Raw genomic sequence first — 12,160 nt, forward strand, 5'->3', positions numbered from 1 at the left:
CGGAGCGCCAGCTTCGGTGGAGGCGTTGGTGGGATACTACCCTGGCTGTACTGAAATTCTAACCTCGAACCGTGATCCGGTTCAGGGACAGTGTCAGGTGGGCAGTTTGACTGGGGCGGTCGCCTCCTAAAAAGTAACGGAGGCGCCCAAAGGTTCCCTCAGAATGGTTGGAAATCATTCGCAGAGTGCAAAGGCATAAGGGAGCTTGACTGCGAGACATACAGGTCGAGCAGGGACGAAAGTCGGGCTTAGTGATCCGGCGGCACCGTATGGAAGGGCCGTCGCTCAACGGATAAAAGCTACCCTGGGGATAACAGGCTAATCTCCCCCAAGAGTCCACATCGACGGGGAGGTTTGGCACCTCGATGTCGGCTCGTCGCATCCTGGGGCTGAAGTAGGTCCCAAGGGTTGGGCTGTTCGCCCATTAAAGCGGCACGCGAGCTGGGTTCAGAACGTCGTGAGACAGTTCGGTCCCTATCCGTCGCAGGCGTAGGAAATTTGAGAGGAGCTGTCCTTAGTACGAGAGGACCGGGATGGACACACCGCTGGTGTACCAGTTGTTCCGCCAGGAGCATCGCTGGGTAGCTACGTGTGGAAGGGATAAGTGCTGAAAGCATCTAAGCATGAAGCCCCCCTCAAGATGAGATTTCCCATCACGTAAGTGAGTAAGATCCCTCAGAGATGATGAGGTTGATAGGTCTCGTGTGGAAGCATGGCAACATGTGTAGCTGAGAGATACTAATCGATCGAGGGCTTAACCAATTTTTAAAACTTCTTTAAGTCTTATCAATCCAATATGTTATCTAGTTTTGAGAGGACAATTTATTTTGTTTTATCTCAACAAGTCCAGTGACGATAGCGGAGAGGTCACACCCGTTCCCATGCCGAACACGGTAGTTAAGCTCTCCAGCGCCGATGATAGTTGGGGTTCACCCCTGTGAAAGTAGGACGTTGCTAGGCAGATAAAGACATTCTCAATAGAGGGTGTCTTTTTTTGTGTTTTATATGATGTGATGATTTTTTGTGTAAGTTACTCGCTTTCACTTAAGGTATTAGTGCGACATCTACTCATTCATCGTAGTGTCTTCTTTGACGCGGGCGGCTGGTAAGCCTTTGATCCTGCAGGAACGAGTGCTACTTCGTCGACTATGCAGCGAGTTGCACTACAAGGTTTTACTCGTAGAGGAAGAGATAGGTTTACCTTACGCAAAAATTACTGTTATAAGTAAAATTACAAATAGTCATTAATAGAGCTAAATAAATGAAGACTGAAACCTATGATAAATCTAATTTGAGTCCTCATTTTCCAAGAATGGGGACTGAAACCCATGAGAACACAGATTTGAGTCTTCATTTTCCAAGAATGGGGACTGAACTCCATAAGAAACCAAATTTGAGTCTTCATTTTCCAAGAATTAAGACTGAAACTCATGAGAACTCAGATTTGAGTCTTCATTTTCCAAGAATGGAGACTGAAACCCATGAGAACACAGATTTGAGTCTTCATTTTCCAAGAATGGGGACTGAACTCCATAAGAAACCAAATTTGAGTCTTCATTTTCCAAGAATGAAGACTGAAACCCATGAGAACTCAAATTTGGGTCTTCATTTTCCAAGAAGGAAGACTGAAACCCATGAGAACTCATATTTGAGTCTTCATTTTTCCAGAATGAAGACTGAAACTTTTAAGAAACCAGATTTGAGTCTTCATTTTCCAAGAATGAAGACTGAAGCCCATGAGAACTCAGATTTGAGTCTTCATTTTCCGAGAATGGAGACTGAAACTCATGAGAACTCATATTTGAGTCTTCAATTATTCCTATCAAAACAATAAAGGATATTGATTGACATAATATAAAAATATACAACTAATTGTGAACGGCAGAATGTCCCCATGAACGGCCATGAACATCACTCATAAAAATATTGACATCTTTTGTGTATTATGACCATAATACACCTAAAGGGATCTGGAGGTGAGGCGCGTGTGCAAAGTTTTAATGAGTTAAAGTTAAATAGTAAAGAACCTGTATATATTCAGATAGCTAGTTTTGTCAAAAAAGAGATATTATTAAAAAGGGCTATTCTTGGTGACAAACTTCCGTCAAGAAGGGAAATTGCTGCACAACTTAGCGTTAATCCCAACACTGTACAGAAGGCATTCAAGCTGATGGAAGAAGAAGGATATGTCCATACGAGTGGTAATCAGGGCAGTATCATTTATGTTAATGAAGTAATATATCGTTTGATAGAAGAGGAACTGACAGGAGAATTAGTAAGAGAATTTATTACATCGGCAAAGGATATTAACCTCTCTTTCAAAAAGGTTGTGGAGTTGATCACGGAGCATTGGTAACTTTATATTTCACGATAATCTTGTACTATAGTAGTAATACATAATAGCGTAAGGTGGGATAAGGGTGGAAAGTTTTTATCGTTTACTCAATTACGAAATATCTAGCATGATCAAGGGAGTTCTTCTCATTTGTTTTTTAACTTTAATATTACCAGTAATTTTAATATATCGAACAGTGGGAAGTCACAATTTAAACGAACGTTTTGAAGAAATATATGCTTCATCAGGAACTATTGTAGTCTTTTATCTTTTAATCGTCATTTTATTAACTTATTATATTTTAAGAGTTTATAGTGGTTATTGGGGAAATAAGAGTATTTATACCTTTTTAACACTTCCAGTTAATCGGAGGGTTATTTATTTAAGTAAGTTATCAGCATTCATGATTTGTTTTTTATTATTTTATGTAACTAAGATTCTAAGTGTACACATCGGGTATCATGTTTTCATATTAAGAGTAGACCGAATTGCTGGTAACGAATTCATTATGAATAATGGATTGTTTTTAGCTGTACTTCGTTCTAATTATCTGCAAATATTGTTTCCGTATAGTTTTCATGCAATTTTATCAAATATTGCAATCGTTATATGTTTGGTGACGAGTGTTTATTATGCTGCCTTATGTGAACGTAGTCAAAAATATTTGGGGTTTATATTCGTTATTTTATCAGTAGGACTTACTGTTTTTGTCTTGATTGATCGTATAAATCGTACTATTTATGATAATTCAGGTTGGTATATCAGCAGTGGTTTTTTATTAGTATTATCATTGTTCTTCATTTGGCACAGTATCAAACTATATAAGCGCGGGGCCATCGTGTGAGGGGGATTACAGTGAGGTTACTTAAGAAGCATTTAGCTATATTTTTAATTTTACCAATAGTAATAGGAATAGGTTTTCTTAACATAAATATTTATGCTTCAAAGGATAATGGAACCATGTATTTGAAAGATCATAAGGGGGATCGATCCGTTTTACAAGATATTACTATTGAAGGTGAACTGAGGGACGTTTTTCACAGTACAAGTTTTAAATTGGAAAAAAGCGAATTAAAGACGGATACATTGATTTATTCTTATCCTAATGATATGCCTTATGGTTTGTATTATATTCCAGGAAGACCCTTGACTATGAATGGAGTAGCTTATGAAGTGATGGGTAATAGAACATTTGATATTTATGAGCGTAATATTGAGAACTCTTTAGTAACAAATTCCCCTAGTCAAAGTACAGTAAGTACAAATGTAATGAGCAGATTTTATACAAATCAGTTGGAATATGGTCTTACTGAAATTGATGGTACTCCATATTTTACGGTAGTATTGGACGAGAGTCATGCTGGAGAAAATGGGATATACACTAAATCAAGTCAGAGCTTTATTTGGGATATCGTTAAATACTATCGTTTTGAAGAAAATCAAGATCCTGATACGAGTAATATTGCCGTTCTAGGTTTAGAATCAGTTGGTGATACCCTTGTTCTTATACTAAAAAATGAAAATAATCTTTCCGTAAAAACCTATAGTACGGTTGGTTTTGAACTAGGTGAAACGACACTGCCGAATTTTTTTGAGGAACAAAATGATTCGAGTTTTAAAGAGTATCCTTACGAGGCATTCCCGAATGATGATGAGATGCTTCTTACATTAAGCTTTCAAACCAATTCAGCACCTTTACAGAGAGATATCGTAACCATTGATTTTTCAGAAGGCGCGGAAGTGATTGATGTTGTTGAGTTACTGTTAGATGAAATCACATTAAATACCGTTACAGAACCAACGTCAAAAATGTTATACAAAAATAATAAATTATTTATAGCGAAAACAGTAAGGGATGATAGGCCTAGCATGCGTAATCTGAATCAAATTGCGAGACCTGTATACTTTGTAATTTATGTATATGAGGATGGTAAACTCATCTATCAAGGAGAATTGGTATCAGATTTTAATGATGATATCCTCCTATACAAAACAGACTCCACTACACCGGGACCTAGTTCTAATGGTGTGCAATTACGAAATTTCGTAAATGTTACTATTGAGTAAATTAAGCTATTAAAAATGAAGCTAGGAGGTGGCTTGATTGATACAATTAAGCTTTGTAACGAAACTATACAATTCAAATAACTTTGGTTTAGTAATTGAAGAATTGGAAATACCGACTGGTGAGATTGTTGGTGTTTTAGGTGCTAATGGTTCGGGTAAAACTACTTTTTTGAAGTCTGTCATGGGTTTAGGTGAACTAAAGAGGGGAGAAGTATTAATTGCAGGTAAGCCAGTAATGGAACAGTATCATAATATAGCATTCATAACGGAAGAAGGCTCATACTTATCTCATCTTACACCACTTATGTATGGTGAGTTTTTGTCAGTGTTTTTCCCTAAATTTAATATGGAAAAATATATAAAGCTACTTAAGTATTTTGATATTAATACAAAGAATAAAATAAGAACTTTCTCTAAGGGACAGAAGTCAAAAGTAGAGATTTGTGCAGGTTTTTCTAAAGGAGCAAAATATATTTTGTTGGATGAACCATTTTTAGGTAAAGATATGTTCACAAGACAAGATTTTCTTAAAATGATGATTTCCATTCTTAGGACTGACGAAACAATATTAATATCTTCCCATTTTGTTAATGAAATAGAAAACATTATTGACAGGGCACTTATTTTTGAAAGAGGCCGAATCCAAGGGGATTATTATATAGATGATCTTCGAGAAGAAGGAAAAGAATTAAGTGAAGTAATGAAGACTATATCAGGTTATCAAGAAAACAAGTATCAAAATGCCATGAAGTTAATTTGATAAACAGCATAGAAAACTCCAATATGAGTAAAATAAGCTATAGAATTTATAAATTTAGTATTGGAGGATATCTAACATGACTGAACAAAACCCACACTTTATGTTACCTCAGATTGCCCAATCAATAGAGGATGTACAAGCAGCTGTTCAAGAGGCACAGGGTAGTGAGGACCAGGAGCAGTACCAACAAGCACAGCAGACTATTCAACAAGCGCATCAGCAACTTCAAAATGTACAAACAACCAATATTCAAGAACAGCAACAATTAGAAAAAGCACAACAAGCAGTTCAGGATGCATTTCAACAGCTGCAAATGGAGCAACAACAGTTGTTCCAAGCCCAACAGCAGGTACAAACGGAAAGTCATCAATTAAAGGAAGCACAACAAAAACTACGACAAGAGCAGCATGATGTGTTTCAAGCTCAGCAAAACCTTCAGCAAGCACAAGCAAAGGCTGAAGCTTACAAAAATAATCCCTTACAGTAAATGATAGGGGTACGATAAAAAAATAAAATTTTATTTATCTTAGTTTTCACTTGCTAAATAGAAGAAATTAATTTACAATACAATTTATCGAATTAAAATTTTATAGCGATAGACTTCTTATCCAGAGCGGTGGAGGGACAGGCCCTTTGAAGCCCGGCAACCATTAAATCAAATTTGAACTTGATTTGAACGGTGCCAATTCCTGCAAGGTGTAAACCTTGGGAGATGAGAGGATCGTATGTATATACGAGAGCCTCTCTAATGTTTAGAGAGGTTTTTTCTTCTGGTGAAAAGAAGCTTTATCGCCCAAAAAAGGAGCGAGTAAAATGGAAAAAGCAGTATTTGCAGCAGGTTGTTTTTGGGGTGTAGAGGCATTTTTTGAAAGCATTCGTGGTGTTGAACAAACAAGAGTAGGTTACACTGGTGGACACGTGGAGGCACCTTCCTATGAACAAGTAAAAGCTGGAGGCACTGGTCATGCAGAAGCTATCGAAGTTCTCTATAACCCATGGAAAATCACTTATGAAGAGCTAGTAAATAAGTTCTTTGAATGTCATGATCCAACTACAATTAACCGACAAGGAATCGATGTAGGAACACAATATCGTTCTGCGATTTTCTTCCAGGATATTGAACAAAAAGAGACAGCGTGTAAAATTAAATTAAAGCAAGCTAGCAACTTTGAAAAGGAAATTGTTACTGAAATAACTCCTGCTAAAATATTTTATGAAGCAGAAGAGTATCACCAAAAATACTTTAAAAAGAATGGTTCATTTGCTTGTGGTATATAAAAGAGACGGGAGTCCCAACATCGTAATTAGAATTGGGACTCCTTTTTTCTTTTGTAAAACTTCAACGAGTTCCAGTAGTTTTAAGTTTAGGCAATGAAATACTATTTTGATGTATAATATTTAAGTATTAGAAATTTGAACAAGGAGTGAACTCTTATCCATGTATATTACAGTTAAAGAAACTGCTGAACTATTAGAGGTTTCTGAAGAATACGTTGATAAATTGATTATGGAGAGGAAAATACGGGCTCTTCATGATGGTAATCAATTTCTAGTCTACAAAGATCAATTTAATACACACATGGAACAAATGGAAAAGTATAAGAAACTGGTTGAAGAATATTATAATGAACCTATTCCTGAGGACCTTGATGTGAAGGATGAAGACTAATTATACCCATATTATTTTTTATAATGAAAGGTCAGGGGCGTAGTAATGGAATCTCATAAGAATCAGAATAATAATTCTACAAGTGTTAATACAATGAAAGAAAAAATAAAAAAATTAGTAGATCATAGATTATTTCAGCCTATAGTTATTAGTATAATCCTTTTTAATGGTTTCATTATCGTTACGGAAACATACTATACTGGCAATCAATTGTTATTATTAATAGATAACTTGATTGTTTGGGTGTTTGTACTCGAAATGGTATTAAAACTAATTGGACTCGGTCCAAAACGTTACTTTAAAGATCGATGGAATTTCTTTGATTTTATTATAGTAGCTAGTAGCTTAATATTTTACTCTACACCATTTGTCAGTGTATTGAGGCTTATTAGGGTTCTACGTTTAATACGGATGATACCTGCAATTCCAGCATTAAGAAAAATCATCGATTCTTTATTGAAATCGGTGCCTGCACTAACTGGTATATTAGGATTGTCCCTTTTAATATTTGGTATTTATGCTATTATTGGAACAACTTTTTTTAGTGAAGTATTACCGTATGAATTTTTTGGGAGTTTCCATACTTCATTGTTCACATTAATGCAGGTAGTCACTTTTGAGTCATGGGCCAGTCAAGTTGCTCGTCCAATTATAAATGAAATCCCGTGGGCTTGGGCTTACTTTGTTTCTTTTATTATCATTGGTGCACTAGTTATATTAAATTTGGTTGTTGCAGTTATTTTAAGTTATCTAGGACAAGATGATGAAGCGAAACGTGAAGAACAGATGATACAAATGCAAAAAGAAAATAGGGAATTGAAAAAGGATATTAAAGAAATTAAAGAGTTATTGTATGATATAAAGGTTGAAAAGAAAGCTGAATAATATGTTAATTATAAAGACTGGGACAATAGTATTTATAATGTCCCAGTCTCTTATTTAGGATATTTATACTAAAAGCTTTTCTTCAATAGGCCAAGAAAAAGTGTATAAATGTTAATAAAGTTTTCCTTGCTTATATAAGATAGTTGAGAGCTTCTTTACTGAATGTATATAGCAGTTTTGTCTTAATGGGAAAGGATCTCCAAAGAACTGTGGTAATATAGTATCCATCGTTTTTTTCATCTTGTCATACAAGGAAGTGAATACTGCTTCTTCACTGTAAAACTTTGTTTCCCGACCTTGAAGCCATTCGAGGTAAGAGACGATGACACCACCAGCATTAGCAAGAATATCTGGAAATACAATGGCGCCGTTATCAGAGAAAAATTGATCTGCATCTGCAGTAATCGGTGCATTTGCCCCTTCTACAATTATGGGGGCTTTTATTTTTTCCATATTATCAACTCTAATTTGATCCTCTAGTGCTGCAAGCATGAGTACATCTACATCTAAAAAGAGCAGGTGGTCTCTATCTTCAATAGTAGCATTTACACCAATTTCCTTCAGTTGTGCTTGAGAAGTAGGTAAATCCCCTTGATTGGCAGTTGTGAACTTCATTAATTTCGGAATATCTAGCCCATCTTCATTTACAAGTGCGACATGTTGATCACTTACGCTAATTATTTTATTTTCTAAATGGTCGCAAGAGTATGCTTCTAGTGCAGTTATGGATCCAACGTTCCCAAACCCCTGTACAGCAATACGGTATGATTGATTGTGATTATCAAGTGCTGTTTTAGCAAAAATTGAGTTGCATTCCTTAAGCCATGAAAAATGTGATTTCAAAAAGTCATGGAACATATAGCGAAAAACAAAGTAGACCCCTTTACCAGTTGCTTCCCTACGACCAAGTGATCCCCCATTATCAACACTTTTCCCTGTAAAACTTCCTAAATAAGCCTCACCAGGTTTAATGCTTTTATATTCTGCCATCATCCAATCCATTTCTCTTTCACTAGAACCAGCATCAGGTGCAGGAATATCTTTGTTAGGTCCAATGACATCAGCAAAGTATTGAACATATTTACGTGATATATGATTCAGTTCCCGAGGAGAGTACTCCCTAGGATTAATAACAATGCCACCTTTTCCTCCACCGAATGGAATATTGTGTAGTGCATTCTTTAACGTCATAAGAAAGGCTAAATTAATTACCTCTTCTTCATTTACTGTTTCATGAAAACGAATGCCACCTTTATATGGTCCTAATGCATCGTTATGCTGCACACGTAGGGCAGGGACACGTATTACTTTTCCTTTTTCTAACGGTAGCCTTAAGTAGGATTTATGAACTTTGTTAGGTGTGGAAAGAATTGCGGCTAATGAAGTGAAAGCCCGCTCTCGCTCTTTTCCTTGTAGATCTGGAAGAAATGAACTTGTTTCTGATAAAGCATCTAGTGACCGTTGTACAATCGTATTTGTTTGATGCTCCAAATAGATCAACTCCTTTTGGAGATAATTTGTTTACATATAATCAATTGTATGATTAATAGTAGTGGTTAGCACCGATATCATGATAGTTATGTTGGTTGAGCAAGGGTTGTGGCTATAGAAGCCTATCAAATGAGCCTCATCGTTCGACAAATGTTAAACTCTCTAAAAAAATATTGTTGTTTTAAAGTGTATTGTGAAGGAAATGAATATGATCCTGTCGAACTAATACTTATGACACATTTTTCTATCAAAGGAGTTGGCTCTGTGAATAATCAATTAAAGGTCTTAATTTGTGATGACTCATTGTTAGTACGTAAAAAGTTACGTGAAGCATTAGAAAAGTGTAAATGTGAAAGTGTACTTGAAGCGGAGAATGGAAATGTAGCAGTAGAATTAGTAAAATTAGAAAATCCTGATTTAGTTTTCATGGATATCGTCATGCCAGATAAAGACGGTCTCGAGGCACTCGAAGAAATAAAAAAGATAAACAAAAATATAAAGGTCGTCATGGCTTCTTCAGCAGGTACAAATGAGCACTTGAAAAAAGCTCTTAAATTAGGTGCCTACGATTTTATTCAAAAGCCAGTTACCCTTGATGCAGTTACTAACATCATAGGTAAGTTACTGAAGGAGGGCACTGCAAATGTTTAGTCAATATTTTGGCCATTATTTATTAAATCGTGATTTGATTTCACGTGAACAGCTTTCCGATGCACTAGAATATCAGAAGCAAGTTCATGTGAAGTTTGGTGTTCTTGCAGTTGACAAAGATTATATGACAGCAGCACAAGTAGAGGAAGTACATGAAAGACAAAAACAAGTAGATAAACGATTTGGTGAAATTGCAGTGGAGTTGGACTACTTAACAGGGATTCAGGTGGAGACACTCCTATCATCACAAAAACAAAGCTATCTATATTTGGCACAGGCGCTTGTCGATAGAGGATATTTTACGATGGATGAATACAGTAAAACTTTAAATGAATACAAATCAGAATTTGGTTTGTCAGATGAACAATTTAATGCAATAAAAGGTGATAGTATATCAGCATTAGTAGAAAAAGTACTGAATTCTTCAGAAGCTAATAAAGCAACTATAGAATATATTTCACTATTTGTTAAAAATATGGTGCGGTTCATTGATGATCAAATCAGGATTGATGCATCTTTAGTTAGTGCAACTGAACAGTTTCAATGGTTGGTCATGCAAGAATTGACAGGAGATGCTCCCTATTACACTGCATTAGGAGCAGAATCAGATATGTTTCTAGAAATCGCGTCCGCCTATGCTGAAGAAAATTTAACTGAAGTTGATGAACTAGCAAAGGCATCCGTTAGTGAATTCTTAAATTTGCATAATGGAATATACAGTGTAAATATGTCAAACGTTGGAATTATCTTGAATATGAAACCGCAGGAAGTTTTGGAAGATGCAAATATATCAGGTGAGTTGTTGTGTATAACAGTTACTACTTCCAAAGGAAATTTTAAGCTATTAATTTCAGAAAGGGTAAATACTATTTCCATCAATTCGAAACTAGAAAAAGGTGCAATTAAATCATAGGGTCAATTCTGTAAATTGAATGATGGAATCAAATAAATATTAATGAACGGACCAAAATTTGTTTTTGGTCTGTTTTTTTAATCTTAAAAGAAGCGGTGAACAGGTAAATGTTTTATACTTGAAGTTGTTAATACTAATATGGAGGAGGAAATATGATGATTATAGAAATCTGGAGCGACTATGCTTGACCATTTTGCTATATTGGCAAAAGGCATCTGGAGGATGCCATAAACAAAGTAGAAGTTCAAGTAGAGGTAGTTTATCGTTGTTTTGAACTAGACCCTTCAGCCCCACGTGATGTCAGCTATAATATGTATGATAAGTTAGCTTCTAAATATGGAATGAGCATGTCACAAGCGAAACAAAGTGTTCAGAGAGTCGTGGACATGGGCAAAGAAACTGGGTTGGATTTTAACATGGATAGTCAGATTTTAACCAATACTTTTGATGCACATCGATTAACTGTTTTCTCAAAAAAGCATGGTCTCATGCGCCCTATGGCGGAAAGGTTATTCAAAGCTCATTTCACTGATGCTTTACATATAGGAGACCATAATACCTTGGTTAATCTTGCTGTCGAGGTAGGAATGGATCGTGAAAAGGTTCGAGAAGTGCTTAAAAGTGATGCTTTCAATGATGAAGTTCAATCAGACAAGTTAGTGGCATCTGAGTTATGTATACGAAGTGTCCCGTTTTTCCTTATTAATAAAAAGTATACTATAACTGGTGCACAGCCGTCTGAAGTATTTGTAGATGCTATTAACAATAGTGCAAAAGAAGAAGACATTAATCTTGGAACAATTAAAAAAAGTAAAACAAACTGTAGTCTAGATGATGGATGCTAATGAAAAAACTTATTCAAAACTGTTAGAAGGTACCTACGTAAAGCAGCACCTTTTAACAGTTTTTTTATGTCTTTAAATACTTATATTTAACATTCAAACAATCACTTGAATATATATGTGTAAATTGCTACGATATATTCAAAAGAACATTTGAATGAGGTGTGTAGAGTGTCAAAAAAAGCTACATGTGAAGTGTATTGCTACGATCAAGAAAAAGTAGATCGCATTCAAAGCGAACTGGAAATTGAAGAACTATCTCGAGTAGCACAGTTATTCAAGGCATTATCTGATGAAAATAGGTATAAAATTACATATTCCTTATGCAGGGAACAGGAATTATGTGTATGTGATATTGCAAATATTATTGGGTCTTCCGTTGCAACGGCCTCCCATCATCTTAGAACTTTATATAAGAAAGGTATCGTGAAATATCGCAAAGAAGGTAAATTGGCATTTTATTCTCTTGATGATCACCGTATTAAGGATCTAATAATGACAGGTCTCGAACAACAGAGAGAAGGTAAGGAAGTTGAGTAATAAAAAT

Annotated in this window: 14 protein-coding genes, 1 rRNA gene, 1 riboswitch and 3 other annotated features; of the genes, 14 read left to right on the forward strand and 1 reads right to left on the reverse strand. The window is 35.6% G+C overall.

The genetic code is table 11. The features are described from left to right. Positions 1 to 121 precede the first annotated feature (121 nt). Positions 122 to 290, forward strand: a sequence feature (23S ribosomal RNA rRNA prediction is too short). Between the two features lie 19 nt (positions 291 to 309). Further along, positions 310 to 469 (forward strand) — a sequence feature (23S ribosomal RNA rRNA prediction is too short). Positions 470 to 488: 19 nt separating this feature from the next. Beyond that, positions 489 to 750, forward strand: a sequence feature (23S ribosomal RNA rRNA prediction is too short). A gap of 95 nt (positions 751 to 845) precedes the next feature. The 10 genes from rrf (at position 846) to BW724_RS10475 (ending at position 7,716) form a co-directional block, all read left to right on the forward strand. Continuing rightward, positions 846 to 960 (forward strand): 5S ribosomal RNA (gene rrf / locus BW724_RS10430). Between the two features lie 301 nt (positions 961 to 1,261). Then, positions 1,262 to 1,834: a hypothetical protein gene (locus tag BW724_RS10435; RefSeq protein WP_088075163.1), complete on the forward strand. Its 573-nt coding sequence runs from the start codon at positions 1,262 to 1,264 to the stop codon at positions 1,832 to 1,834. A gap of 153 nt (positions 1,835 to 1,987) precedes the next feature. Continuing rightward, positions 1,988 to 2,356, forward strand: a complete 369-nt coding sequence (locus BW724_RS10440; protein ID WP_088075164.1) for a GntR family transcriptional regulator — start codon at positions 1,988 to 1,990, stop codon at positions 2,354 to 2,356. 106 nt (positions 2,357 to 2,462) lie between these two features. Beyond that, on the forward strand, positions 2,463 to 3,179 hold the full coding sequence (locus BW724_RS10445; RefSeq protein WP_140354955.1) for a hypothetical protein: 717 nt from the start codon (positions 2,463 to 2,465) through the stop codon (positions 3,177 to 3,179). A gap of 11 nt (positions 3,180 to 3,190) precedes the next feature. Next, on the forward strand, positions 3,191 to 4,402 hold the full coding sequence (locus tag BW724_RS10450) for a hypothetical protein (protein ID WP_088075166.1): 1,212 nt from the start codon (positions 3,191 to 3,193) through the stop codon (positions 4,400 to 4,402). 37 nt (positions 4,403 to 4,439) lie between these two features. Beyond that, complete coding sequence (locus BW724_RS10455; protein ID WP_088075167.1) at positions 4,440 to 5,162, forward strand: ATP-binding cassette domain-containing protein; 723 nt, start codon at positions 4,440 to 4,442, stop codon at positions 5,160 to 5,162. A 76-nt stretch (positions 5,163 to 5,238) separates the two neighbouring features. Continuing rightward, entirely contained in the window at positions 5,239 to 5,649 is a 411-nt protein-coding gene (locus tag BW724_RS10460; protein WP_088075168.1) for a hypothetical protein, read from the forward strand. 114 nt (positions 5,650 to 5,763) lie between these two features. After that, positions 5,764 to 5,881: riboswitch (SAM riboswitch) on the forward strand. A 94-nt stretch (positions 5,882 to 5,975) separates the two neighbouring features. Continuing rightward, positions 5,976 to 6,440, forward strand: coding sequence for a peptide-methionine (S)-S-oxide reductase MsrA (gene msrA / locus BW724_RS10465; RefSeq protein WP_088075169.1), 465 nt, complete (start codon positions 5,976 to 5,978; stop codon positions 6,438 to 6,440). 160 nt (positions 6,441 to 6,600) lie between these two features. Beyond that, positions 6,601 to 6,831, forward strand: a complete 231-nt coding sequence (locus tag BW724_RS10470; RefSeq protein WP_088075170.1) for an excisionase family DNA-binding protein — start codon at positions 6,601 to 6,603, stop codon at positions 6,829 to 6,831. Positions 6,832 to 6,876: 45 nt separating this feature from the next. Continuing rightward, positions 6,877 to 7,716 (forward strand): ion transporter, encoded by an 840-nt coding sequence (locus BW724_RS10475; protein ID WP_088075171.1) that lies wholly within the window; start codon positions 6,877 to 6,879, stop codon positions 7,714 to 7,716. Between the two features lie 111 nt (positions 7,717 to 7,827). Here the strand turns inward: BW724_RS10475 and BW724_RS10480 are convergent, their stop codons facing one another. Then, positions 7,828 to 9,207 carry a Glu/Leu/Phe/Val family dehydrogenase gene (locus tag BW724_RS10480; protein ID WP_088075172.1) on the reverse strand — a complete coding sequence of 460 codons (1,380 nt, stop codon included), beginning with the start codon at positions 9,205 to 9,207 and terminating at the stop codon, positions 7,828 to 7,830. Between the two features lie 264 nt (positions 9,208 to 9,471). On the opposite strand from BW724_RS10480, the gene BW724_RS10485 reads away from it, so the two are divergent. The 4 genes from BW724_RS10485 to BW724_RS10500 all read left to right on the forward strand — a co-directional run bounded on the left by BW724_RS10485 (position 9,472) and on the right by BW724_RS10500 (position 12,153). Continuing rightward, positions 9,472 to 9,858 (forward strand): response regulator, encoded by a 387-nt coding sequence (locus BW724_RS10485; RefSeq protein ID WP_088075173.1) that lies wholly within the window; start codon positions 9,472 to 9,474, stop codon positions 9,856 to 9,858. Then, positions 9,851 to 10,771, forward strand: coding sequence for a cyclic di-GMP-binding domain-containing protein, MshE-related (locus tag BW724_RS10490; RefSeq protein ID WP_088075174.1), 921 nt, complete (start codon positions 9,851 to 9,853; stop codon positions 10,769 to 10,771). The genes BW724_RS10485 and BW724_RS10490 overlap by 8 nt, the downstream gene beginning before the upstream one ends. A 200-nt stretch (positions 10,772 to 10,971) precedes the next feature. Further along, positions 10,972 to 11,616 carry a DsbA family oxidoreductase gene (locus tag BW724_RS10495; protein ID WP_268876178.1) on the forward strand — a complete coding sequence of 215 codons (645 nt, stop codon included), beginning with the start codon at positions 10,972 to 10,974 and terminating at the stop codon, positions 11,614 to 11,616. Between the two features lie 168 nt (positions 11,617 to 11,784). Further along, entirely contained in the window at positions 11,785 to 12,153 is a 369-nt protein-coding gene (locus tag BW724_RS10500) for an ArsR/SmtB family transcription factor (RefSeq protein WP_088075176.1), read from the forward strand. Positions 12,154 to 12,160: the final 7 nt, after the last annotated feature.

The sequence above is a fragment of the Litchfieldia alkalitelluris genome (assembly GCF_002153425.1).
Classification (GTDB): Bacteria; Bacillota; Bacilli; order Bacillales; family Salisediminibacteriaceae; genus Evansella; species Evansella alkalicola.